We start from the raw sequence: 21,962 nt of genomic DNA, 5'->3' as shown, positions 1-21,962 counted from the left end.
TCCGCACGCGGTTTCGAGCTCACAGGGGCTACCCGCCCTGCCCGCACCCTCTCGTGCCGACGCTGCCGCGTCCACCGCAAGCCCGGCTCGCGAAAAATGACGACACATGATCGCCCCTCAAGGTCAAGCCGGGATGGGCGACACATACGCGATTTCCGAATTTCGGTAAAGTGGAATATTTTTGCGCGCGCGGATTGACAGAAGGGCGACACAGGCTCGGACGCGTAGCTCCGTAGCCAGGATGGAGCGCAGCGCAATCCGGGAAGGCGCCGAATGCCGGGCGAGCGGCCCCGGATTGCGCTTCGCTCCATCCTGGCTACAAGGGAGAGCTTACCCCGTCGGCCGCACCGGCCTTCCGTCCGCCATGAGGGTCACGCCCTTCCGGTCAACGATCATCCCATAAGCCCGCGGCTGGCGGTGAACGTCGAAATTGAAGGTGGTGCGCTTGTAGGAATTGCAGAGGTCGAGATCGCAGCGGGCCAGCGCGAGCTCGTCGCCCTTGGTCGTGCATCCGGCGATGATCTCGCCGGAGGGCGCGATGATGCAGCTTCCTCCGATGTGGTCGACGCCTTCCTCGGTGCCGGCCTTGGCGACGCCGACCACGAAAGTACCGTTCTGGTAGGCGCCGGCCTGCATCACCAGATGATTGTGGAACAGCGAGAGGTCGTCGTGCTCGGGTGCGGGCGGATTGTGCACCGGCGTGTTGTAGCCGATCATCACCATCTCGACGCCTTGCAAGCCCATCACCCGGTAGGTTTCGCTCCAGCGGCGATCGTTGCAGATCGCCATTCCCATCACGCCGCCGAAGGCCTCGGTCACGCCAAAACCGCTGCCCGGCTCGAAGTAACGTTTCTCCAGATGCTGAAATTCGCGCCACGGCTCGTGTTCGGCATGGCCGGGCAAATGGACCTTGCGATATCTGGCGACGATGGCGCCGCTTCTGTCGACCAGGATGGAGGTGTTGTAGCGCCTGATAATTCCGGCCTCCACCGTCAGCTCGGCATAGCCGAGATAGAAGCCGATGCCGATCTCGCGCGCGAGATCGAACAGCGCCTGCGTCTCCTCGCCCGGCATCTCGCGCTCGAAGAAGCTGTCGATCTCGGCCTGGCCCTCGAAATACCAGCGCGGAAAGAACGTGGTCAGCGCGAGTTCGGGATAGACGATCAGGTCGCAGCCGTTTGCGCGCGCCTGGCGCATCAAGGCGATCAGGCGCGCCACAACCTCGGTTCTCGTCTCGCTTCTCGCAACCGGGCCAAGCTGGCCGGCCGCGACATTCACAAATCTAGCCACGCGTCTGTCCTTTGTTTGCTTGTCGATGGCGCACAATCAAATTCCGTGCCTCTCCGACCTTGTTCGCAAGCGGCGAGCGTGTGCGCGCCGAAATCAAGGAACTTTCGTTGCCAATCTGCAACGGTTCCTCACGATCTAAAGCTGGACAAAACAAACTCCCATTCCGGCCACGAACCGCTCTCACAACGCCGTGAGACTAGCAGGGGAACGACGATGCGCGCACAACGCGTTTGGAAAGTGAACGGGGCCGCCAGCATCGGGCAGCTCCAAACCAGACTGGACGATCTGAACAAGCGTCTTGGTCAGCTCGAAAACCAGCACCCGGAAACCTGGAAGATTGAAGAACTGAGGTCGCGGGCGTTCGACCTGTCGCGCGAAATCGACGACATCCGCTGCGCCGAGGCGACAGCGGCGCTGAGCGAGCTGCTGCGGAAGTAGTCAGGACCTGACGATTCGAGGCTGCGCAAGGAACCAAGTTCCGCGGCGGCCATTTCCATGACAGCATGGAGTAAAAATCATGACCAGACAGCTGAGGCGAGCCCATCTCGCGCGCGGCGTGGCCGGCGCGGTGTCCACGCTGGTCCTGTGCGCGACGGCAGCATTCACCATCGCACGCCACTTCGCGCTGTGAGGGATTTCGCATGACATCGGCCCCGGAGGAGTCGGTGAGGCTGCAAGGCTATGGCGAGATGACGTTGCGCACGGCGATCGCGACGCTGATGGCGCTTGCGCCACGCGAGCGAGCGGACGCCGCCATCTTCCGCGTCCGCGACGACGTGCGGCTGGCCGCGAGCGAGATCGCCGAACTTGCCACGGAGTGGGGCATGGCGCCGATGGCTGAAATCAGGTCGCCAAAACTCGTCCCGGAGCAGCACTGGCCGGACATCGTCCGCGGCATGGTGCGGGAGGCGCCGCTGCCGTCGCTGATGGTGGCGTTCTTGGTGGGCGTGCTGGTGGCGCGGAGGTAGGCTACTGACCTGCCGCGCAGCGTCGGACTATAGGTGCCGGCGAAAGCATAGCCATGTCGCCGAAACAAGCGGCCCTGCCGACCGAAATCGGCCGTGGACCCAGCCTGAAAATCGTTGCAGAAAGGCGCTCCCGAGGCGCTGGCGACCGGTCCGCCAAGCCTCTGGAAAAACGTCGACTTTTGGAAGAATGGTCGGAGTGGCAGGATTCGAACCTGCGACCCCTGCGTCCCGAAGGCAGTGAGCGCGCCGTAAACCATTGAAATATCGGCAACTTTTATTCACGATTTTCGTCGATCTTCTGTTTTTTTTGTTCACGGTCATTCTTGGGCCGTTCTTAGGCCCTTCGGTAGGTCTGGTAGGTGTTGTAGTAGGAGCTTCTATCGACTAAATGTTCGGGATGACGGCTGGTGCCGGCAAAGATCATCTCATCGCGTTCGCGCATCGCCTGAAGCGACTGCTCGAGGAGCGCCACTGGTCTGCTGCGGAGTTGGCGCGGGAAGCCAGCAAGCTGGTGCCCGAGTCGCACCGAAAGAACGATAAGCGCCATGTGATTGGGCGCCACCTCATCAGCGCGTACTGCCGAGGCGAAAACGAACCCAGCAGGGCGCACCTAACTTACATCGCGAAGGCTTTGGGTGTTGAACCGGAAAGCCTGCTGCCAATCGCGCCGAAAGCACCGGCCATTCAGACGGCACAAGCCATCACTTCCCTGGACGGCAAGACACGCTTGATCATTGATGTCGAGGTGGATACCTCGGTGGCAATGGAGGTTCTGGCGACAATCCGATCTGCCTTAACACCAAAGACCGCAAGCTGACCTGTGGCCAGGCCAACTCTGTGACAGGCGGACCTAGCTTTCTAAGCGACAATGGTTAGTCGAGACCAAACTTCGAACCGAGTACTTTTCGGGTCTGCTCTGCTCGTAAGACTCGGCGGTAGCCCTCTTCAATCCCGTCTGGCGCGGGACACAGCCTGAGGGCGACATCGATCATGCGGTTAACTTCGCCGAAATTTGTGGGACCGGGATCAATCACAGTGTGCCACTTGCCACCCCGAAGAACCCGAAGGCCTTTTTCGCTCCAGCTTCTGGTCGTCCCATTCAACGCAATGTACTGGCCGTTGACATCGGCGACCATCAAGGCCGGTGAATCGTCGGCGCATATCACGTTGCCTTCGGTCTTGATCTCACGAAATAGGGCCTTCCCACCATCGAACGCCTGAATCTGATCCGGAAAGGAAGCATCGATCGCCGCGACGAGCATTGCGCTGTCCAATGATATTGGTCGCTGCCAGAAAGCACCCGGATTGAGTTTCATCTGAACCTCGAATTTGAGCACTTCGTTCTCTCTTGTGAGCTTAAAACGCAGATAGCTACGTGGAGAGTTATCGAGCCATGCAGCTTCTTTGATGGAAGAATGCTTTGTGGTTCGCTCAATCGCCGTCTTGAGGAAGTCGGCACATTCGGCGTCAGTGAGGTTCGGCTTCGCCGCTCTTACCAAAAAAATAGCGCCCTTGACGAATGCTTTGATTCTACTCGTTCGCTCGAAATTTCCTTGAGGCAGCGGTCCATTTTCATCTGCTGTGAGCGACCGAGAGATGACGCCCATGGTCATGTTGGCGCCTTCCAGCCTAAACTTTAGGTCGACAAGCTCAGGATAGAAATTACAAATGGTTGCGTCAGTGAGATCTGAGCAGCTTCGATCTAACGACGTCTCGGCCACTCCAAGGCCGCTCGCGAGGGCACGAGCAATATCCTCGGTAGGCATCTTGGGTTCTTCGGGTGACGACTGGACAGGCGCTCGGCTCAATGGCGGAGGTTGAGACGGGGTCGCTACAGCACGCTCCACCGCCATCGCCTCCTTTGCCGGCAGCTTGGACCCTTGATCCGTGGCGATAAGAAGAGCGCACCCAATGAGCGCTGCTGCAATGGCCTTTTTGCGACCGTTTGAGCCCAGGAAGCGGGGCGGCGCGACGATCGAAAAAAGACTCACAAACAACAGCAAGCCACCCACAACTCGAACGATCACAATTGCCCCCGCATTTTGTATTTCCACTGGCTACTACTTTGCGAAACTCTCGATTCGCAATTCGCTTTTGGAGATGCCAAGAAGAGTTCAACGCGGTTCCATCATCGAAACCTTACGCTTGGGTCGCCGCTCGAAAAGTAGCCACTCAGGCAGCTCGCGCCGGCCCTCGGAATGCGGTCATGCCATCGGGCTTTGGGATGCAACACGGGGCCTCTCGCCGGAGGCCCGGGGGATAGCGGTGTCCGCGGGGATTTGGCAGTCGGAACGGTTCTTTGATGCGGCGCGACTTCCGTCGCGGCGCTCCAAAGAGGAACACACATGGATGCTATCGAGAGGTACGCCCCGCGCGGATCGTTGTGACCCAAGGTATTTATTTCTTGGGCCCTTCCTTGGGCCCTAAAAAATGCTAGAGGCTTAAGTCATTGAAATTCTTGGTCGGAGTGGCAGGATTCGAACCTGCGACCCCTGCGTCCCGAACGCAGTGCTCTACCGGGCTGAGCCACACTCCGACAAGAGGCCGGCTTATAGCGTCGGGTTTGGCGCACCGCAAGCGGCCGAGCTGAGGAATTTTATCCCTGTGAAAACGGGTCTTGAAACGTTGATCTTGCCAGCCGGCCAGGCTGCCGCCGCCGCGGCGGCCCGGACGCTCACGGCCGGCGGGCTGGTCGCGTTTCCGACCGAGACAGTCTACGGGCTCGGCGCGGACGCCGCCAATGCGACCGCAATCGCCCATCTCTACGCCGCCAAGGGCCGGCCGGCCTTCAATCCGCTGATCGCGCATGTCGCCGACCTCGCCGCCGCGCAGGCCATCGGCCGGTTCGACGCGCGCGCCTTGCGGCTTGCCGAGGCGTTCTGGCCGGGGCCGCTGACGCTGGTGGTGCCGAAGACGGACAACTGCCCGGTGGCGGAGCTTGCGACCGCAGGCCTCGATACGGTGGCGATCCGCATCCCGGCCCATCCGGTGGCGGAAGCGATCCTGCGCGCCTTCGGCGGGGCCGTGGTGGCGCCGTCCGCAAACATCTCCGGCCATGTCTCGCCGACGCTGGCGGCCCATGTCGCAAGCGACCTTGCGGGGCGGATCGACCTGATCGTCGACGGCGGGCCGGTCGCGGTCGGCGTGGAATCGACCATTGTCGGCTGCTTCGGCGCCCCGATGCTGCTGCGCCCGGGCGGACTGTCGCGCGAGCGGATCGAGGCGGTGCTCGGCGCGCCCCTGGCGCGGCCGCCTGTGGACGCCGCGGGCGACGACAGCCAGCCGCTGGCGCCGGGCATGCTGGCCTCGCATTACGCGCCGCGCGCCAATGTACGGCTCAATGCGCGCGACGTGGCCCCGGGCGAAGCGCTGCTCGCGTTCGGCCCCGCGCGCCTGCCGGGCCTGGAGGCCGCCGCCGCTGTCATGAATTTGTCGCCCGCAGCTGATCTCGATGAAGCCGCCGCCAACCTGTTCGGCTATCTTCGCGCCCTCGATGCGAAGAGCCCGCGCGCGATCGCGGTGATGGCGATCCCCGAAGACGGCCTGGGTGAAGCGATCAACGACCGGCTGCGCCGCGCGGCGGTTGCCCGATAGCGCATGATCCGGAAAAATGTGTCGCGGTTTTCCGACGAGATCATGCGCAAAGAGTAAGAAGCTTGAGAAGAGACAGGACCATGAACGTCGATAAATCTGCCACCCCGCCGCTTGCGCCCGAGCTGATCGAACAATTTCGCAAGATCGTCGGCGGGAAGCATGCCATCACCGATGCGGCCGACATCGAGGCCTACGTCACCGAGGAGCGCAATCTGTTTCACGGCCGCTCGCCGCTGGTGCTGCGCCCGGGCTCGACGGCGGAAGTCTCCGAAATCTGCAAGCTCGCCTCCGCGCACAAAATCGCGCTGGTGCCGCAGGGCGGCAACACCGGGCTCGTCGGCGGCCAGACGCCGCACAATGGCGAGGTCGTGGTCTCGCTGCGCCGGCTGGACAAGATCCGCGAGGTCGACACCGCCTCCAACACCATGACCTGCGAGGCCGGCGTGGTGCTGCAAATCGCGCAGCAGAAGGCCGCCGAAGTCGACCGGCTGTTTCCGCTCTCGCTCGGCGCCGAAGGAAGCTGCACCATCGGCGGCAACCTGTCGACCAATGCCGGCGGCACCGCCGCGCTCGCCTATGGCGTCGCGCGCGAGATGGCGCTGGGGCTCGAGGTGGTGCTGGCCGACGGACGTGTGCTCAATGTGCTGTCGAAGCTGAAGAAGGACAACACCGGCTACAATCTGCACAACCTTTTCATCGGCGCGGAAGGCACGCTCGGCATCATCACGGCGGCGACGCTGAAACTCTTCCCGAAGCCGCGGGCGATCGAGACCGCGTTCGTCGGGCTGAAGTCGCCGGCCGCCGCGCTGAAGCTGCTGACCATCGCGCAGAGCGAGGCCGCCAATTCGCTGACGAGCTTCGAGCTGCTGTCGGACATGGCGGTGGACTTCTCGGTCCGCCACGGCATCGACGTGCGCGATCCGCTTGCAGACAAGCATTCCTGGTATGTGCTGATGGAATTGTCTTCGCCGGGGGCCGACGCCCGCACGCCGCTGGAAACGATCCTCGGCCGCGCCATGGAGGAGGAGATCGTCGACGACGCCGTGATCGCGGCCAACCTCACCCAGCGCGCCGGGTTCTGGAAGCTGCGCGACGAGATGTCGTCGGCGCAGAAGCCGGAGGGCGGCTCGATCAAGCACGACATCTCCGTACCCGTGGCCGCCGTGCCGGCCTTCATCGCGGAAGCCAATGCCGCCGTGGTAAAGCTGATCCCCGGCGCGCGGCCGGTGCCGTTCGGCCATCTCGGCGACGGCAATCTGCACTACAATGTCAGCCAACCGGTTGGCGCCAACAGCGCGGATTACCTCGCGCGCTGGCACGAGATGAACGCGGTGGTGTTCGAGATCGTGCTGCGCATGGGCGGCTCGATCTCGGCCGAGCACGGCATCGGCGTGCTCAAGCGCGACGAACTGCCCGAGGTGAAGGACAAGACCGCGATCGCGCTGATGCGACAGGTCAAGGCGATGCTCGATCCGCTGGGCATCATGAATCCGGGGAAGGTGCTGTGAGTATTCTTGCGACCTCCGCGATCACCGACGCCGATGTCGAGCCGGTGGTCAGGCTGTGGCAGCGCTGCGGCCTGACGCGGCCCTGGAACGATCCGCATGCCGACATCGCGCTGGCGCGGCGGCGCGACAATTCCACCGTGCTGGTCGGCCGCGAGGACGGCGCCATCGTCGCCACCGCCATGGTCGGTCATGACGGCCATCGCGGCTGGGTCTATTACGTCGCGGTCGATCCCGATGGCCGCAAGCGCGGCCATGGCCGGGTGATCATGGCGGCCGCCGAGGACTGGCTGCGCAGGGCCGGAATTCTGAAGCTCCAGCTCCTGGTCCGGCGCGAGAATGCGCAGGCCCATGCGTTCTACCAGTCGCTGGGTTTTGAGGAATCGACCTCGGTGATGTTCCAGAAGTGGCTCGACGGCCGCGACACGACTGCCGACAACTGAGACCCCGCCATGACCCTTTCCGACCGCGTCCGCATCAAGGACGTCCGGGTGCTCTCGGACAACTGGACAATCCTGAAGAACACCACGCTCGAATACCGGCGCGCCAATGGCGAATGGCAGACGCAGCACCGGGAAACCTATGAGCGCGACAACGCCGCAGCCGTGCTGCCCTACAATCACGCACGGCGCACGGTGATCCTGGTGCGCCAGTTCCGCCTGCCGGCGTTTATCCGCGGCTACGACGATCTCCTGATCGAGGCGGCCGCCGGGGTGCTGGACGATGCCGCCCCCGAGGTGCGCATCCGCGCCGAGGCCGAGGAGGAAACCGGCTATCGCCTGCACCACGTCCACAAGGTGTTCGAGGCGTTCATGAGCCCCGGCGCCATCACCGAGAAGCTGCATTTCTTCGTCGCCGAGTACGAGCCGGAGATGCGGGTCAGCGACGGCGGCGGCCTCGAACACGAGGGCGAGGACATCGAGGTGCTGGAGCTCGGGATCGACGAGGCGCTGGCGATGATCACCGACGGCCGCATCATCGATGCCAAGACGATCATGCTGCTGCAATATGTGGCGCTGCATGTGTTCAGGTAGCGGCTCGGCGTTCTTCACCTCGCCCCGCTTGCGGGGAGAGGTCGGAATTTGCGCGTAGCGCGAATTCCGGGTGAGGGGGACTATCCGCGAGTCCAACTCTCACCGTCCCCGCGGAGATTCCCCCTCATCCCAACCCTCTCCCCGCAAGCGGGGCGAGGGAGCGCACCTGCTTCGCGGCGAGCCATTGCGCACTGCAATTCTGGCCTGCATCGCCCCCGCCCCCGTTGAGCTGCCCGCCGACTATCTCTAGTCTGGTCCCAACCAAGAACCAGGAGACGCGCCCATGTCCGCTTCGCGCGACGACGAATTCGGCTTTGCACCCGATTACGATGCCCCCGTCCCCTACATGCAGCGCACGCGCGACTATTACGCCGCGATCGGCTACACCACGGCGTATCGCTGGGCGCATTACACCGAGGCGCCGTTCCAGCCGTTGAAGAAGCAGCTCTCGCAATCGCGCGTCACGATCATCACGACCGCCGCTCCTTTCGATCCCACCAAGGGCGACCAGGGGCCGGGCGCGGCGTATAATGGCGGCGCGAAATTCTACCAGGTCTATGATGGCGACACGTCGAAAGCGCACGATCTGCGCATCTCGCATATCGGCTACGACCGCAAGCACACCTCGGCCACCGACAACGGCACCTGGTTTCCGCTGCCGCAGCTCCTGAAGGCGTCTGCCGCGGGCCGCATCGGCGAGGTCGCGCCGCGCTTCTTCGGCGCGCCGACGAACCGCAGCCATCGCGTCACTCTCGACACCGACGCGCCGGAAATCCTGGCGCGCTGTCTTGCCGACGAGGTCGACCTCGCCCTGCTGGTGCCGAACTGCCCGGTGTGTCACCAGACCACGGCGCTGGTGGCGCGGCACCTGGAGGCAGGCGGCATCCCGACCGTGATCATGGGCTGCGCCAAGGACATCATCGAGCACGCCGCCGTGCCGCGCTTTTTATTTTCCGACTTGCCGCTCGGCAATTCCGCCGGCAAGCCGCACGACGTCGCCTCGCAGGCACAGACGCTGGAGCTGGCGCTGAAACTGCTGGAGACCGCGAGCGGCCCGCAGACCACCATGCAATCGCCGCTGCGCTGGAGCAAGGACGCGTCCTGGAAGCTCGACTACAACAACGTCGCGCAGCTCTCGCCGGAAGAGCTGGCGCGCCGCCGCGCCGAATTCGACAAGCAGAAGGAGATCGCGCGCGGCAACCGCGCCGCCTGACGTCCTCCAATAACGATAATCAAAAGGGAGTGCGACGTGACACGACCGTTCGAGGGCGTGAAGATTTTGGACTTCACGCAAGTGCTGGCCGGCCCCTATGCGAGCTATCAGCTCGCGCTGCTCGGGGCGAACGTCATCAAGGTCGAGCGGCGCGAGGGCGAGGACATGCGCCGCACGCCGCTTTCGCGCGAATGGGCCGAGCGGGGATTGGCGCCGGCCTTCCAGGCCGTCAACGGCAACAAGCGCAGCCTGACGCTCGATCTGCAAAAGCCAGAAGCCATCGCCATCGTGAAGAAGCTTGCCGCTTCGGTGGACGTCGTCATGGAGAATTTTCGCCCCGGCGTGATGGACAAGCTCGGCATCGGCTATGACGCGCTCTCCGCGATCAATCCGAAGCTGATCTATTGCGCGGTGTCCGGCTTCGGCCAGACCGGCCCGGACCGCCTGCGCCCCGGCTATGACGGCAAGATGCAGGCGCTCTCGGGCATCATGGCGATCACCGGCCACCCCCAGACGGGACCGACACGCGCGGGCTTTGCAGTGTGCGACGTGCTTTCCGGTGCAACCGCCGCCTTCGGCGTGTCGAGCGCGCTCTACCAGCGCGACCGCACCGGCAAGGGCCAGCTCATTGACGTCTCCATGCTGGAGGCGACGATGGCGTTTCTCTCGGGCCAGGTCGCGGACTGGTCGGTCGCCGGCCATCGCCAGCAATTGTCGGGCAATCAGGCGGTGAGCCGCAGGACCACGGCGAATTTGTTCAAATGCGGCGACGGCCACATCCTGCTCGCCGTCAACAACGAGAAACAGTACCGCGCGCTGGTGTCTGCGCTCGGCCGCGAGGACACGCTGTCAGACCCGCGCTTCGCCGACTGGTTCGCACGCAACGAGAACGAGCCCGCGCTGCGCGCCATCATCGAAGAGGCGCTCGCGGCCAAGCCGGCGCGCGAATGGGAGACGATCCTGGAAGACGCCGGCGCGCCCTGCGCCAGCATCTGGAAGGTCGAGGAGGTCATCGATCACCCGCAGATCGCCGCGCGCGGTGCGATTCAGGAGCTCGATACGCCCTACGGCCGCCTGCGCTTTGCCGGCAGCGGGTTCAAGCTCGCCCATGGCGGCGGCAGGCTGGATCGGATGGCACCGGAGCTGGGGGCGGATACGGATGCGGTGCTCGGCGAATTGGGGTTTGATGCGGCGGAGATCACGGGGTTGCGGGCAAGGGAGATTGTATAGCGCTGCTGCTACAAACGTCGCTGTCGTCCCGGACAAGCGTCAGCGCAGATCCGGGACGACAGCGGAATTTTGGTCGCTTCCAGCGCCGGCTAAAACAACGAGCCCTGCCCGTCATCGGCCGATCCAAGCGCCGCTTTCCGCACCACCTTCTTTTTCGGCGCCTCCGCCTCCATCTCCTCCGCGCTGATCGGCAGCAGCAACTGGTCGTCGTCATTGGCGACGCGGTTGACGCGGGTGGAGACCGGGTGCCAGGCGAATTCGCGGATGCGCGGGGCGGACATCAGCGGCAACACGGCATCGACATCATCGCCGCGACTGTCGAGCCAGCGCTCGAAGTCGCGCGGGCTGATGGTGACGGGCACGCGGTCATGCAGCGCGGCGAGATCCTCGCCCGCCGCCGCCGTGACGATCGCGACGGTGTCGAGCTCCTCGCCGTTCGGCCCGGCCCAGGTCTCGAATATCGCAGCGAAGCCGAGCGGCGCGCCGTCGGCGCGGTGGATGAAAAATGGCTGCTTGCGGCCGCCCTCCGCCTTCCATTCGTAGTAGCCATCGGCCGGGATCAGGCCGCGGCGCCGGCGAATCGCATTCTTGAAGGCGGGTTTCTCCAGCACCGTCTCGGATCGGGCGTTGATCAGCAACGTAAACCCGTGGGGGTCCTTGACCCAGGTGGGCAGCAGGCCCCAGCGCATCAGGCGGAAATGGCGCGCACCGTTTTCCACCAATACGACCGGAATCGGTTGCGTCGGCGCCACGTTGTACCGCGGCGGGAAGTTCGGCTGCTCGACATAGCCGAACAGTTGCCGCAAAGCCGCGGGAGCCGAAGTTATGACGAAGCGTCCACACATCCTTGAGGGTCCATATAGTGTCCGTTCAGGTCCTTTTAACCCCGAACGTTAACACTGCGGCGGATGAGCTCAACGGTCTCGCAGCCCGCGCGGACGCATGTACACACGGACCCGGAGGCGCAGACCTGGGCCGAGCGACTGCGCGTGGCCAATATCAACCCGCGGACCGGGCTTGCCACCGACTATCTCAACCATTTCAATGAAGCCGTGATGCTGCTGGAAATGGTCCCGGACATGCCGGAATGCGCCGAAGACTTTCTGACCTGGTCGCCGCTGTCCTATGCGGAGCATTTCACCGCCTCGAACTTCAAGGCACGGGATCTGGCAATCGAAGCCTATGAGAAGGCCGATCCGAACGTGCGCGCCCAATTCGACCACATCGCGGACACCATGACCTCGATCCTGACCGCGGTCGGCTCGGCCATGCGCGAGGTCGAGAAGGACACGACGCGCGTGCGCCTCGCCGAGCAGGCGACGGCTTGGGTCAAGCCGCTGATCGCCGCCTGCGGCGGCATCATCAATGGCGGCGCGGAAGCCGACATCGACAGCATCATGGCGAACTGAGCCCAAGTTAGGTGAAGCGATATGCCCGCGGTCATCCAGCCCACCCATCCCCAGCTGGCGGTCAGCGCGGCAATCTTTCGCGACGGCAAGGTGCTGCTGGTCCGCCGCGCCCGCTCGCCCGCCAAGGGGTTCTATTCGCTTCCGGGCGGCCGCGTCGAGTTTGGCGAATCGCTGCACCAGGCGTTGGCGCGCGAGGTCGAGGAGGAGACCGGGCTCGCTATCGAGATCATTGGTCTGGCCAGCTGGCGCGAGGTGCTGCCGGCCGCGGCCGGCGCCGGCCATTACCTGATCATGTCCTTTGCCGCCCGCTGGGTGGCCAAGGAGCCGGCTCTCAACGACGAGCTCGACGATTACCGGTGGATCGCGCCCGATGCCCTGGCCGGCCTCGGCGACCTCAAGCTGACCGGGGGGCTGGAGGAGGTCATCGAGTCGGCCGGCCGGCTGATCGGGCTCTGACGGCTCCCGCCTTGCGTCTACCGCCCCGAGGGGGCATACACCCCGCCGATGTCCACGCGATTTTTGGCCATTCTTGCTCTGATTCTCGCCTGCGCCGTGGTGCCCGCCCGGGCCCAGGACGTGGCGGCGCCGTTTGACGGCGATTTGCAGCGGCTGGCGGAGATCCTCGGCGGCCTGCATTATTTGCGCGGCATCTGTGGGACCAACGAAGGCAACAAATGGCGCACCGAAATGCAGGCGCTGATCGACGCCGAAACCCCCTCGGGCGAGCGCCGCACCCGCATGATCGCCGGCTTCAACCGCGGCTATAACGGTTTTCAACAGACCTACCGGAACTGCACGCCGGCCGCCACCGTGGCGATCCGTCGCTATATCGAGGAAGGCTCGAAGATTTCGCGCGACCTCACGGCGCGCTACGCGAACTGAGCCCTCTGCGTCATTGCCGCGCGCGAAGCGAGAGCTACGATGCGCAATTGCGGAACTCTGTCATCGTCTTTGTCCACCGCCATTAACCGTTCTTAAAGATGTGGCCTAGCGGGCGTTAACACGCGTGCTACATCTCTCGCACAGCGCATCGCCGTGGATCGCGCCCCAGCCCTGATCGAGTTTCATGAGCCATCCAGTGTCCTACGCCCCCGCCCGCGCGCCGCTGCCCGATCACGAGCAGAAACAGGCTGCACTGAGCTATCTCAACGAGGCCTGGGCCGAAGCGCGCCATGATGGCGTCGACGGCGACTGCCTGGCGCAGGCGAGCCTGTTTGCGGCATTCGCCGAGCTCGTCGGCACCTATGGCGAGGACGCGGTGGCGAAATTCGTCGAGGGCTTTCCCGGCCGCATCCGCAACGGCGAATTCTCCGTCGACATCTCCCGGCAGTAAGCGCTTTTCGAGAATGACCCCGCCACGCCGGCGGGGCCGGTCGGGAATGCGCTCCCTCCTCCCTTACGGCTCGATCTTGAGCGTCGCTTTCATGTTGGGATGATAGCGGCAGTAGTAATCGACCGTTCCCGCCTTCTTCAGAACGAACGTCGCCGATTTCTTCGGCGGCAGCGTCACGTCGAAATCGCCGTTCTTCGCCGTGGCGGTGTGCGCGAACACGTCTTTGTTGATCCATTCGATGGTATCACCGACCTTCGCGGACGTTTCGGCCGGCGAGATCACGAGGTTTTCCATCGTGATCTGAATGGTCGCGGCGCGCGCCGGGACGACGATCGACAGGAAGACGACCGCAAGCGCGATCGAAGCGAGGCGTCCCGGCTTCATCCCACACTCCTTATTTCAGCTCGGCCGCGACATGCTCGGCGTGCTGCTGATGGCCCTGAAAAATCTTCAGGCCCGTCTGCAACAGGCTCTTCAGCTCGGCATTGCCGGCGGACGGGATGAGCTGGGTTTCCAATGCGCCGTTGACCGCCTTGTGGTAGGCGACCTCGTTCGCGACATAGGCCTTGTCGAAGGCCGCACCACTCAGCTTGTCGAGCTCAGCCAGCTTGTCGCTCGCCTGCTTCGACAGCGCACGGCTGGTGTCGTTGTCTTCAGGGGTGACGTTCAGCTTCTTGACCAGCGCGAGCGCCTGCTTGTTGACCGCCTCGTGGTCGCGCAGCATGTCCTCGGCAAACGCCTTCACGTCCTTGCTCTTGGCCTTCTTCTGCGCCTGCTTGGCCGCGGTGATGTCGATCACGCCCGCGGTGTAGGCGATGTGGGCGATCTGCGGATCAGTGGGCTTGTCGGCTGCACTGGCGCCTCGAAGCAGCGCGGGGCTCGACAACAGAATTGCTGCGGCGATCGCCGCGCTCCATCGGGTGAACATGTTTGACACTCCTGTGCTGCCGGACGGTTTGCCGGCGTTGCTTCACAGGCGTTGGATGGGATTTTCGCGCAAACGTTCCCGAAAAACTTCAGCCGCCGATGCCGAGCCGCTTCAGCACGGCTTCGGTCAGGCGCTCGCAGCGCCACCCCGCGAACGGGAACGCATCCATCACCACCGGGCCGATCTCCTTCTCGACGTTCTCGCGCAGCATGGTGCGGGCCCGGTGCAGCCGCGTCTTCACGGTCTCGGGCTTGACGCCGAGCAGATCGGCGGTCTCCTCGATGTTCATTCCTTCCATGACCCGCGCGACGAAGACCATGCGGAAGAGATCCGGCAATTGATCGATTGCGCGCTCGACGACGCGCTGGATTTCACGTTGGGCCATGGTCCTTTCCGGATCGCCTGCGGGAGAAACGGGAAACTGGATGATCTGCGCGTGGAGCGCCTCTTCCGGCAGCGCGCCGAGTTCAACATGCAGCTTGCGGCTTCGCGCCCGGCCAAGCGCCTCGTTGATGGCAATGCGCGACAGCCAGGTCGACAGCCCGGCCTCGCCGCGAAAACCGTCGAGATGGGTGAAGGCCCGAACGTAGGTCTCCTGCACCACATCCTCAGCTTCGCTGTCGCTGCGCAGGATACTGCGCGCAAGACGGTAGAGCCTGCGGTTATTGGTCTGCATGATCTCGCGCAGCGCGGCCTCGTCACGGCCCCGCGCGCGGTCAACCAGCTCGGCTTCCGATGCTCTGGCGCCGGCGGACAGGCCGGCTGCGGTCCGTTGCATGGTGGTCACCTGTTTCCATTCACTCCGACTTGGATGCGGGCCGGCAGAAAAGGTTCCCGACTTTCTAACCCTCCCCTGGGGAGATAAGAAAAAGCCCCCTAGTCCGTCTCGATCGGCAGCGCCGGATCCCTCGCCCACTCGCCCATCGACGCGTCGTACAGCGTCAGCCTGTCGTAACCAAGCTGAGTCAGCAGCAGCAGGTCGATCGTCGCCGAGATCCCGCCGCCGCAATAGCAGATTACATTCTTGTGGCGGGTGACGCCTTGGGCCGCAAATTTCGCTTCCGCATCGGCAAGTGTCGTCAACGTCTTGTCGGCGTTGACGAGCGCTGACGCGGGAATGTTGACGCTGCCGGGAATGCGGCCGGGCCGGCCGTAGCGGCTCGGCTCGAGGCCGCGATGAAACTGCGGCCCGAGCGCGTTGACGATCACGGTCGAGGGATCGCCGATGCGCGCCTCCACGGCATTCTGGTCGACGAAGAAGCCTGCGCGCGGTGCGGCCTTGAAGGCCGTGGCGGGATAGCCCCTCGGCGCGCCCGTCTCGACCGGCCGCCCCTCTTCCTTCCATTTGTCAAAACCGCCGTCGAGCACCCGCGCATCGACGCCGAGCGAGCGCAGCATCCACCAGAACCGCGTCGACCACATCATGGTGCCGATGCTGTAGAGCACGATGGTTTTCGTCGCGTCGAGGCCGTGGCGGCCGAAGGCGGCCTCTAACGGGGCGACGCCAGGCATCATGAAGAACTGTTGCGCAGAGGTGTCAGAGAACTCGCCTTGCAGATCGAGGAAATCCGCGCCCGGGATGTGGCCGGCTTCGAACGTCTTGTCGCCGGGCACTGCCCGATAAGGCACGGCACTGCCTGATGGCACCGGCTCGTTGTAGGTCGTGCAGTCGTAGAGGCGAAGGTTGGGATCGCCGAGCATCCCGGCGAGTTGCTCGGTGGAGATGAGGGGTGTTGGCGTGGTCATTGTTGCTTCCCACGTTCAGGTTGTCCGTTGCCCGACACTGTCATTGCCCGCGAAGGCGGACAATCCAGTATTCCAGAGGCGTCAATTTGAATCGAGAGGCCGCGGCGTACTGGGTGCCCCGCCTTCGCGGGGCATGACAGCGGAGTTGACGGCGCAATATTGCCCTACGCCTTCAACGTCTCCAGGAACCGCACCGGTTCGCCCTGCGACGGCGTCAGGAGTTCACCCTGCCACATCACGCGGCGGCCGCGGATGAAGGTGCCGACGGGCCATCCCTGTACGCGGACGCCGTCATAGGGCGTCCAGCCGGCTTTGGAGGCGACCCATTTGTTGGTGATGGTCTCGCTGCGCTTGAGGTCGACGATGGTGAAATCGGCGTCGTAGCCGGCGGCGATGCGACCCTTGCAGGCCATGTTGTAGAGACGTGCGGGGCCGGCGCTGGTGAGGTCGACGAACCTTGCCAGTGACAGGCGACCGGCATTGACGTGGTCGAGCATGATCGGCACCAGCGTCTGCACGCCGGTCATGCCCGAGGGGGAAGCCGGATAGGTCTTCGACTTTTCTTCCAGCGTATGCGGGGCATGGTCGGAGCCCAGCACGTCGATGATGCCCTGCTCGATGCCGCGCCAGATCCCGGCGCGGTGATCGGCCCCGCGCACCGGCGGGTTCATCTGCGCCAGCGTGCCGAGCCGCTCGTAGCATTCGGGCGCGACCAGCGTGAGATGATGCGGCGTCGCCTCGCAGGACGCGACGTCCTTGTGGTCACGCAGGAACTCGATCTCTTCCTTGGTCGAGATGTGCAGCACGTGGATGCGCTTGCCAGTCTCGTGCGCGAGCTTGACGAGACGCTGCGTCGCCATCAGCGCCGCGGTCTCGTCACGCCAGACCGGATGCGAGCGCGGATCGCCCTCGATGCGCAGCGACTTGCGGTCGTTGAGGCGATACTCGTCCTCGGCGTGGAACGCAGCGCGGCGGCGGATCACCTGGAAGATGCGGCGAAGACTCTCGTCATCCTCCACCAGCAACGCGCCGGTCGAAGAGCCGATGAACACTTTGACGCCGGCGCAGCCAGGCGCGCGCTCGAGCACCGGCAGGTCCTGCACGTTCTCGCGGGTGCCGCCGATGAAGAAGGCGAAATCGCAATGCATGCGGTGATGGGCGCGCTTCACCTTGTCGGTGAAGGTGGCCTCCGTCACCGTCAATGGCGACGTGTTCGGCATCTCGAACACGGCAGTGACGCCGCCCATCACGGCGCTGCGCGAACCGGTCTCGAGGTCTTCCTTCTGCTCCAGCCCGGGCTCGCGGAAATGCACCTGCGTATCCATCACGCCGGGCAGGATGTGCAGGCCCGTGCAGTCGATCATTTCGGCGGCGGAGCCTTGCAATAGCGCGCCGATCTCGGCGATGCGGCCACTTGCGATGCCGATGTCACGCAGTCCCTCGCCGTCCTGGTTGACGACGGTACCCCCCTTGAGGATCACATCGAAACGCTGGGTCATGGCTGGAGGCCTCTCTCATCCCCAAGCGCAGGGGCTCAAGGTCTTGTCGTTTAATCCCTGCGGGCTTACGTTCCGGAGCAACATGTCGCAAGAGATTTTCGCATGAAATCAGCGTTTCTTCCCGACCGGGGAGTGATCAAGGTCGCGGGCGAGGACGCGCGCAACTTCCTCAACGGCCTGATCACGACCGATCTTGACAGGCTCGAGCCGGGCTTGGGGCGATTCGGCGCGCTGCTGACGCCGCAGGGCAAGATCATCGTGGATTTCCTGATCACGGAAGCGCCCGCCGGCCATGGCGGCGGGTTCCTGATCGACTGCCCGAAGGCGCTGGCCGAGGGCCTCGCCACCAAGCTGAAATTCTACAAGCTGCGCGCCAGGGTCACAGTGGAAAACCTCTCCGACGATCTTGGTGTGCTCGCCGCCTGGGACGGCCAGCCCGCGGCTCAACCGGACCTCGCGTTCGCCGATCCGCGCAATGAAGAACTCGGCCATCGCATCCTGATCCCCGAAGATCTCAAGCAGAAGCTATCCGATCTCATCGGCGCCGAGCTGGTCGACGCGGCCGGCTATGAGGCGCACCGCATCGCGCTCGGCGTACCGCGCGGCGGGCTCGATTTCATGTACAGCGACGCGTTCCCGCACGAGACCAACATGGATCGTCTTGCCGGCGTCGATTTCGACAAGGGCTGTTATGTCGGCCAGGAGGTCGTCTCGCGCATGCAGCATCGCGGCACCGCGCGCACCCGCAGCGTAAAGGTGCTGTTCGATGATCTCTCGCCGGAGGCCGGCGTCAGTGTTCTGGCCGGCGACAAGCCGGTCGGCACGATGGGTTCGTCGGCGCAGGGCAAGGGCATCGCCCTGGTGCGCATCGACCGCGTCGCCGATGCGCTCGATGCCGGCCAGCCGCTCACCGCCGGAGGCCTCGCCCTGACGCTCGCCGAACCTGACGTCGTCCGTATTCCCTTGAAGCAACCGACCACATGAGCCGAGCCCCTCGCCTGCATCCTGACGGAAAGACGCGCTGCCCCTGGCCCGGCGAAGATCCGCTCTATGTCGCCTATCACGACACCGAATGGGGCGTACCGGAATATGACGACCGCGCGCTCTATGAAAAGCTGATCCTCGACGGCTTCCAGGCCGGCCTCTCCTGGATCACGATCCTGCGCAAACGCGACAATTTCCGCAAAGCATTCGATGATTTCGAGCCGGAGAAGATCGCACGTTACGACGCGAAGAAGGTGCACGCGTTGATGAACGATGCCGGCATCGTGCGCAACCGCGCCAAGATCGACGGCGCGATCCTCAGCGCGAAATCGTATCTGGAGATCATGGAGAAGGGGCCGGGCTTCTCGAAGCTGCTGTGGGACTTCATGGACGGAACGCCCAAGGTCAACAAGTTCAAGACCACCGCGAGCGTGCCGGCGTCGACACCTTTGTCGGTGCAGGTCTCCAAGGAGCTGTCGTCGCGCGGTTTCAAATTCGTCGGTCCCACCATCGTCTATGCCTTCATGGAGGCGACCGGCATGGTCAACGACCATCTCGTCGACTGCCATTGTCAGGCGAGCTGCGGCAAGACGCAGCGCAAGCCGCGCCTCAAGGACAAATGACCACGAAGAAGACGACACGCGATGTGGCATCCCGCGCCTGGCAGCGCATGCTGTCGGGCCGGCGGCTCGACCTGCTCGATCCCTCTCCGCTCGATGTCGAGATCGCCGATATCGCGCATGGGCTGGCGCGCGTGGCGCGCTGGAACGGCCAGACCACCGGCGCGCACATCTTCTCGGTCGCGCAGCATACGCTGCTGGTGGAGATCGTGATGCGGCACGAGATGCCACGCGTCGACCAGCGCATGCGGCTCGCAGCTTTGCTGCACGATGCGCCCGAATATGTGATCGGCGACATGATCTCGCCGTTCAAGGCCGTGCTGGACGGCCACTACAAGGCGGTGGAGAAGCGCCTGCTCGGCGCCATCCACGTCCGCTTCGGCCTGCCGCCGGTGCTCTCCGAGGAGATCACGCTGGCCATCAAGGCCGCCGATCGCGGCGCGGCCTATCTGGAGGCGACCGAGCTCGCCGGCTTCAGCGAAAGCGAGGCGAGGCGCCTGTTCGGCCGCGATCCGGGCCTCCCCGACAGCGTCCGGCGCGACTATCTCCAGCCCTGGACCGCAGCCCGGGCCGAGAAGCAGTTTCTGGAGCGCTTCAACGCGGTGTTCGCGCAGATCTCGTAGGGTGGGCAAGCGTAGCGTGCCCACGAGTTCGAGCGAGGTGCGAGATGGTGGGCACGGCGCTTAGCGCCTTTGCCCACCCTACGATGCTCGCTATAATCAACGGCAAAAAGGTCCGCCATGATCCACGTCTGTTCCCTCGCCGCCCTTCCCGAAACCGTCCGCCTCACCAGGGCCAGCCATGTGCTGACGGTGATGGCCAATGTCGAACAGGTGGCGCGGCCGGTGTCCGTGCTGCCGGCCAACCATCTCAAAGTGTCGATGGACGACATCACCGAGGAGATCGACGGCTTCGTCGCGCCCTCCGAGGCGCACATCGACCAGGTGCTGAATTTCGTCCGCGGCTGGGACCGCAGCGCGCCGCTGGTGGTGCATTGCTACGCCGGAATCAGTCGCTCCACCGCGAGCGCATTCGCGGCCGTCTGCGCACTCAATCCAGATCGTGACGAGATCGAGATCGCGACAAAGATCCGCGCGGCCTCCCCGATCGCTTCGCCGAACCGGCGCATCGTCGGCCTCGCCGATCGCGCGCTGGGGCGCAACGGCCGCATGCTGCGCGCGCTCGACGAGATTGGCCCCGGCGCGATGATGGTGGAAGGCCGCCCCTTCGTGATCGAGCTCGAATGACATCACGGCGCCACAGCACAGGTGCGGTCCCTCTCCCGCTTGCGGGGCGAATAATCGCATGTAATTTTGGTGAGCCTGTGCGCAGATGCTTCCACAACGTCATGGCCGGGCTTGTCCCGGCCATCCACGAGATTTCCCGCGGCACGAAGAACGTGGATGCCCGGGACAAGCCCGGCCATGACGAGTTTGTGGCAACACCTGCTACCTCAGCCACATGAGCGACAGACTGACGCCGATCGAGATCGGCCTGACCGCGGCGATCGTCGCGATCGAGGATCACGAGCCGCTGATCCTCACCGCGCGCGGCAGCGATGGGCTCGCCGGCCTGCCGTTCGGCCCGTTCGATGCGCTCAGCCATCGCACCTTCGAGATCGGCCTGCGCGCCTGGGTCGAGGCACAGGCGGGCTTGCGGCTCGGCTATGTCGAGCAGCTCTACACGTTCGGTGATCGCGGCCGTCATGCGGAGGCCGGTGACACCGGCGCCCATATGGTGTCGATCGGCTATCTCGCACTGACGCGCGCGGTGGGCGGCGAGCTCGCAGCGACCGGCGCGAGCTTCGAACCGTGGTATCGCTTCCTGCCCTGGGAAGACTGGCGCGAGGAGCCGCCCGCGATCATCGCCCGCGACATCATTCCGGCACTGGCGTTATGGGTCGAGGAGGAGACGCCGGAGACCACACGCGCACTGCCGCGCCGGGATCGCGTACGGTTCTATTTCGGCCTCGACGGCGCGCCGTGGGACGAGGAGCGCGTGCTCGATCGTTACGAGCTGCTCTACGAGGCCGGGCTGATCGAGGAGGCGCGGCGCGACGGTCGCCCTGCGGCATTGGCGCGCAAGGCGCTTCCCGCGCTCGGCACCTCGATGCGGTTCGACCACCGCCGGATTCTTGCGACGGCGATCGCGCGGCTGCGTGCAAAACTGAAGTATCGCCCTGTCGTCTTTGAACTTTTGCCGGCCGAGTTCACACTTACCGAACTGCAGTACACGGTGGAGGCGATCTCCGGCCGGCACCTGCACAAGCAGAATTTCCGCCGCCTGGTCGAAACGGAAGCCCTGGTCGAACCGACCGGCATGATGTCGACACAAACGGGCGGACGGCCGGCGGCGCTCTACCGCTTCCGCCGCGACGTGCTCCAGGAGCGACCCGCGCCGGGCTTGCGCGTACGCTCCCGGCGCTAGTGTTCTGACTCATTCATTCGCATCCCGCTTTTGTGATTGCGAGCGCTTTTTTGGCTCGGCGGTGCTTTGCGAGGATGGACTTGGCGCTGGCGGTCCACTTGAAGGGCTTTGGGTTTTGGTTTCGATGCTCGATCCACTCGTCAATCGCGGTCTTGAGTTCGCTGACGTCGTTGAAGGTTCCT

The 21,962-nt window shown here is 64.3% G+C and carries 26 protein-coding genes and 1 tRNA gene; 18 read left to right on the top strand and 9 right to left on the bottom strand.

From position 1 onward, the window contains the following. Positions 1-330: 330 nt before the first annotated feature. Positions 331-1,290 (bottom strand): N-carbamoyl-D-amino-acid hydrolase, encoded by a 960-nt coding sequence (locus tag IVA80_RS16785; RefSeq protein ID WP_247432196.1) that lies wholly within the window; start codon positions 1,288-1,290, stop codon positions 331-333. Positions 1,291-1,503: 213 nt separating this feature from the next. Between IVA80_RS16785 and IVA80_RS16780 the strand changes: the two genes are divergently transcribed. From IVA80_RS16780 to IVA80_RS16770, 3 genes are all read left to right on the top strand, one after another. Continuing rightward, positions 1,504-1,728: a hypothetical protein gene (locus IVA80_RS16780; protein ID WP_247432193.1), complete on the top strand. Its 225-nt coding sequence runs from the start codon at positions 1,504-1,506 to the stop codon at positions 1,726-1,728. 203 nt (positions 1,729-1,931) lie between these two features. Beyond that, positions 1,932-2,258, top strand: a complete 327-nt coding sequence (locus tag IVA80_RS16775; protein ID WP_247432190.1) for a hypothetical protein — start codon at positions 1,932-1,934, stop codon at positions 2,256-2,258. Positions 2,259-2,646: 388 nt separating this feature from the next. Next, the gene (locus tag IVA80_RS16770; RefSeq protein ID WP_247432187.1) at positions 2,647-3,075 is read left to right on the top strand and encodes a helix-turn-helix transcriptional regulator; all 429 of its coding nucleotides are present in this window, start codon (positions 2,647-2,649) and stop codon (positions 3,073-3,075) included. A 55-nt stretch (positions 3,076-3,130) separates the two neighbouring features. On the opposite strand, the gene IVA80_RS16765 is transcribed toward IVA80_RS16770, so the two are convergent. Continuing rightward, positions 3,131-4,312 carry a hypothetical protein gene (locus IVA80_RS16765; RefSeq protein WP_247432183.1) on the bottom strand — a complete coding sequence of 394 codons (1,182 nt, stop codon included), beginning with the start codon at positions 4,310-4,312 and terminating at the stop codon, positions 3,131-3,133. Between the two features lie 405 nt (positions 4,313-4,717). Continuing rightward, a tRNA-Pro gene (locus IVA80_RS16760) sits at positions 4,718-4,794 on the bottom strand. A 68-nt stretch (positions 4,795-4,862) separates the two neighbouring features. On the opposite strand from IVA80_RS16760, the gene IVA80_RS16755 reads away from it, so the two are divergent. The 6 genes from IVA80_RS16755 to IVA80_RS16730 all read left to right on the top strand — a co-directional run bounded on the left by IVA80_RS16755 (position 4,863) and on the right by IVA80_RS16730 (position 10,834). Beyond that, complete coding sequence (locus IVA80_RS16755) at positions 4,863-5,852, top strand: L-threonylcarbamoyladenylate synthase (RefSeq protein WP_247432180.1); 990 nt, start codon at positions 4,863-4,865, stop codon at positions 5,850-5,852. An 80-nt stretch (positions 5,853-5,932) separates the two neighbouring features. Beyond that, entirely contained in the window at positions 5,933-7,360 is a 1,428-nt protein-coding gene (locus tag IVA80_RS16750; protein WP_247432177.1) for an FAD-binding oxidoreductase, read from the top strand. After that, on the top strand, positions 7,357-7,800 hold the full coding sequence (locus IVA80_RS16745) for a GNAT family acetyltransferase (protein ID WP_247432173.1): 444 nt from the start codon (positions 7,357-7,359) through the stop codon (positions 7,798-7,800). The genes IVA80_RS16750 and IVA80_RS16745 overlap by 4 nt, the downstream gene beginning before the upstream one ends. A gap of 9 nt (positions 7,801-7,809) precedes the next feature. Further along, positions 7,810-8,391, top strand: coding sequence for a GDP-mannose pyrophosphatase (locus IVA80_RS16740; protein WP_247432169.1), 582 nt, complete (start codon positions 7,810-7,812; stop codon positions 8,389-8,391). A 283-nt stretch (positions 8,392-8,674) separates the two neighbouring features. Next, a complete protein-coding gene (locus IVA80_RS16735; RefSeq protein WP_247432167.1) occupies positions 8,675-9,604 on the top strand; it encodes a glycine reductase in 930 nt (309 codons plus the stop codon). 36 nt (positions 9,605-9,640) lie between these two features. Beyond that, on the top strand, positions 9,641-10,834 hold the full coding sequence (locus tag IVA80_RS16730) for a CoA transferase (protein ID WP_247432163.1): 1,194 nt from the start codon (positions 9,641-9,643) through the stop codon (positions 10,832-10,834). Between the two features lie 89 nt (positions 10,835-10,923). Here IVA80_RS16730 and IVA80_RS16725 read toward each other — a convergent pair whose 3' ends face one another. Beyond that, complete coding sequence (locus tag IVA80_RS16725) at positions 10,924-11,679, bottom strand: SOS response-associated peptidase (protein WP_247432160.1); 756 nt, start codon at positions 11,677-11,679, stop codon at positions 10,924-10,926. Positions 11,680-11,742: 63 nt separating this feature from the next. Between IVA80_RS16725 and IVA80_RS16720 the strand changes: the two genes are divergently transcribed. The 4 genes from IVA80_RS16720 to IVA80_RS16705 all read left to right on the top strand — a co-directional run bounded on the left by IVA80_RS16720 (position 11,743) and on the right by IVA80_RS16705 (position 13,576). After that, complete coding sequence (locus tag IVA80_RS16720; protein ID WP_247432157.1) at positions 11,743-12,243, top strand: hypothetical protein; 501 nt, start codon at positions 11,743-11,745, stop codon at positions 12,241-12,243. Between the two features lie 21 nt (positions 12,244-12,264). After that, a complete protein-coding gene (locus tag IVA80_RS16715; RefSeq protein WP_247432154.1) occupies positions 12,265-12,699 on the top strand; it encodes an NUDIX hydrolase in 435 nt (144 codons plus the stop codon). A 48-nt stretch (positions 12,700-12,747) separates the two neighbouring features. Next, positions 12,748-13,125, top strand: coding sequence for a TIGR02301 family protein (locus IVA80_RS16710; protein ID WP_247432151.1), 378 nt, complete (start codon positions 12,748-12,750; stop codon positions 13,123-13,125). A 184-nt stretch (positions 13,126-13,309) separates the two neighbouring features. Beyond that, on the top strand, positions 13,310-13,576 hold the full coding sequence (locus IVA80_RS16705) for a hypothetical protein (RefSeq protein ID WP_247432146.1): 267 nt from the start codon (positions 13,310-13,312) through the stop codon (positions 13,574-13,576). Positions 13,577-13,639: 63 nt separating this feature from the next. On the opposite strand, the gene IVA80_RS16700 is transcribed toward IVA80_RS16705, so the two are convergent. From IVA80_RS16700 to IVA80_RS16680, 5 genes are all read right to left on the bottom strand, one after another. After that, on the bottom strand, positions 13,640-13,960 hold the full coding sequence (locus IVA80_RS16700; protein ID WP_247432140.1) for a cupredoxin family copper-binding protein: 321 nt from the start codon (positions 13,958-13,960) through the stop codon (positions 13,640-13,642). Positions 13,961-13,970: 10 nt separating this feature from the next. After that, on the bottom strand, positions 13,971-14,504 hold the full coding sequence (locus IVA80_RS16695; RefSeq protein ID WP_247432137.1) for a DUF4142 domain-containing protein: 534 nt from the start codon (positions 14,502-14,504) through the stop codon (positions 13,971-13,973). Between the two features lie 88 nt (positions 14,505-14,592). Beyond that, positions 14,593-15,282, bottom strand: coding sequence for an RNA polymerase sigma factor (locus tag IVA80_RS16690; RefSeq protein WP_247432134.1), 690 nt, complete (start codon positions 15,280-15,282; stop codon positions 14,593-14,595). A gap of 98 nt (positions 15,283-15,380) precedes the next feature. Then, positions 15,381-16,250 carry a sulfurtransferase gene (locus IVA80_RS16685; RefSeq protein WP_247432131.1) on the bottom strand — a complete coding sequence of 290 codons (870 nt, stop codon included), beginning with the start codon at positions 16,248-16,250 and terminating at the stop codon, positions 15,381-15,383. A gap of 164 nt (positions 16,251-16,414) precedes the next feature. Continuing rightward, positions 16,415-17,749, bottom strand: a complete 1,335-nt coding sequence (locus tag IVA80_RS16680) for a dihydroorotase (protein ID WP_247432128.1) — start codon at positions 17,747-17,749, stop codon at positions 16,415-16,417. Between the two features lie 102 nt (positions 17,750-17,851). On the opposite strand from IVA80_RS16680, the gene IVA80_RS16675 reads away from it, so the two are divergent. The 5 genes from IVA80_RS16675 to IVA80_RS16655 all read left to right on the top strand — a co-directional run bounded on the left by IVA80_RS16675 (position 17,852) and on the right by IVA80_RS16655 (position 21,780). Then, positions 17,852-18,733, top strand: a complete 882-nt coding sequence (locus IVA80_RS16675; RefSeq protein ID WP_247432124.1) for a folate-binding protein — start codon at positions 17,852-17,854, stop codon at positions 18,731-18,733. Beyond that, positions 18,730-19,356, top strand: coding sequence for a DNA-3-methyladenine glycosylase I (locus tag IVA80_RS16670; protein WP_247432121.1), 627 nt, complete (start codon positions 18,730-18,732; stop codon positions 19,354-19,356). Before IVA80_RS16675 ends, IVA80_RS16670 begins: the two co-directional genes overlap by 4 nt. Next, positions 19,353-19,976, top strand: coding sequence for an HD family hydrolase (locus IVA80_RS16665; protein ID WP_247432118.1), 624 nt, complete (start codon positions 19,353-19,355; stop codon positions 19,974-19,976). The genes IVA80_RS16670 and IVA80_RS16665 overlap by 4 nt, the downstream gene beginning before the upstream one ends. A 117-nt stretch (positions 19,977-20,093) precedes the next feature. Beyond that, positions 20,094-20,600, top strand: coding sequence for a protein tyrosine phosphatase (locus IVA80_RS16660; protein ID WP_247432115.1), 507 nt, complete (start codon positions 20,094-20,096; stop codon positions 20,598-20,600). A 214-nt stretch (positions 20,601-20,814) separates the two neighbouring features. Beyond that, the gene (locus IVA80_RS16655; RefSeq protein ID WP_247432112.1) at positions 20,815-21,780 is read left to right on the top strand and encodes an NAD regulator; all 966 of its coding nucleotides are present in this window, start codon (positions 20,815-20,817) and stop codon (positions 21,778-21,780) included. Positions 21,781-21,962: the final 182 nt, after the last annotated feature.

The organism is Bradyrhizobium sp. 139, assembly GCF_023074175.1.
Classification (GTDB): Bacteria; Pseudomonadota; Alphaproteobacteria; order Rhizobiales; family Xanthobacteraceae; genus Bradyrhizobium.
This window is presented reverse-complemented; position numbering and strand designations above follow the sequence as displayed.

Bases quoted from the DNA above. Each gene is read 5' to 3' on its own strand.
- IVA80_RS16780 (WP_247432193.1), top strand. From the start codon at position 1,504: ATGCGCGCACAACGCGTTTGGAAAGTGAACGGGGCCGCCAGCATCGGG.
- IVA80_RS16775 (WP_247432190.1), top strand. From the start codon at position 1,932: ATGACATCGGCCCCGGAGGAGTCGGTGAGGCTGCAAGGCTATGGCGAG.
- IVA80_RS16770 (WP_247432187.1), top strand. From the start codon at position 2,647: ATGTTCGGGATGACGGCTGGTGCCGGCAAAGATCATCTCATCGCGTTC.
- IVA80_RS16750 (WP_247432177.1), top strand. From the start codon at position 5,933: ATGAACGTCGATAAATCTGCCACCCCGCCGCTTGCGCCCGAGCTGATC.
- IVA80_RS16740 (WP_247432169.1), top strand. From the start codon at position 7,810: ATGACCCTTTCCGACCGCGTCCGCATCAAGGACGTCCGGGTGCTCTCG.
- IVA80_RS16735 (WP_247432167.1), top strand. From the start codon at position 8,675: ATGTCCGCTTCGCGCGACGACGAATTCGGCTTTGCACCCGATTACGAT.
- IVA80_RS16725 (WP_247432160.1), bottom strand. From the start codon at position 11,679: ATGTGTGGACGCTTCGTCATAACTTCGGCTCCCGCGGCTTTGCGGCAA.
- IVA80_RS16720 (WP_247432157.1), top strand. From the start codon at position 11,743: ATGAGCTCAACGGTCTCGCAGCCCGCGCGGACGCATGTACACACGGAC.
- IVA80_RS16715 (WP_247432154.1), top strand. From the start codon at position 12,265: ATGCCCGCGGTCATCCAGCCCACCCATCCCCAGCTGGCGGTCAGCGCG.
- IVA80_RS16710 (WP_247432151.1), top strand. From the start codon at position 12,748: ATGTCCACGCGATTTTTGGCCATTCTTGCTCTGATTCTCGCCTGCGCC.
- IVA80_RS16705 (WP_247432146.1), top strand. From the start codon at position 13,310: ATGAGCCATCCAGTGTCCTACGCCCCCGCCCGCGCGCCGCTGCCCGAT.
- IVA80_RS16700 (WP_247432140.1), bottom strand. From the start codon at position 13,960: ATGAAGCCGGGACGCCTCGCTTCGATCGCGCTTGCGGTCGTCTTCCTG.
- IVA80_RS16695 (WP_247432137.1), bottom strand. From the start codon at position 14,504: ATGTTCACCCGATGGAGCGCGGCGATCGCCGCAGCAATTCTGTTGTCG.
- IVA80_RS16690 (WP_247432134.1), bottom strand. From the start codon at position 15,282: ATGCAACGGACCGCAGCCGGCCTGTCCGCCGGCGCCAGAGCATCGGAA.
- IVA80_RS16685 (WP_247432131.1), bottom strand. From the start codon at position 16,250: ATGACCACGCCAACACCCCTCATCTCCACCGAGCAACTCGCCGGGATG.
- IVA80_RS16680 (WP_247432128.1), bottom strand. From the start codon at position 17,749: ATGACCCAGCGTTTCGATGTGATCCTCAAGGGGGGTACCGTCGTCAAC.
- IVA80_RS16675 (WP_247432124.1), top strand. From the start codon at position 17,852: ATGAAATCAGCGTTTCTTCCCGACCGGGGAGTGATCAAGGTCGCGGGC.
- IVA80_RS16670 (WP_247432121.1), top strand. From the start codon at position 18,730: ATGAGCCGAGCCCCTCGCCTGCATCCTGACGGAAAGACGCGCTGCCCC.
- IVA80_RS16665 (WP_247432118.1), top strand. From the start codon at position 19,353: ATGACCACGAAGAAGACGACACGCGATGTGGCATCCCGCGCCTGGCAG.
- IVA80_RS16660 (WP_247432115.1), top strand. From the start codon at position 20,094: ATGATCCACGTCTGTTCCCTCGCCGCCCTTCCCGAAACCGTCCGCCTC.
- IVA80_RS16655 (WP_247432112.1), top strand. From the start codon at position 20,815: ATGAGCGACAGACTGACGCCGATCGAGATCGGCCTGACCGCGGCGATC.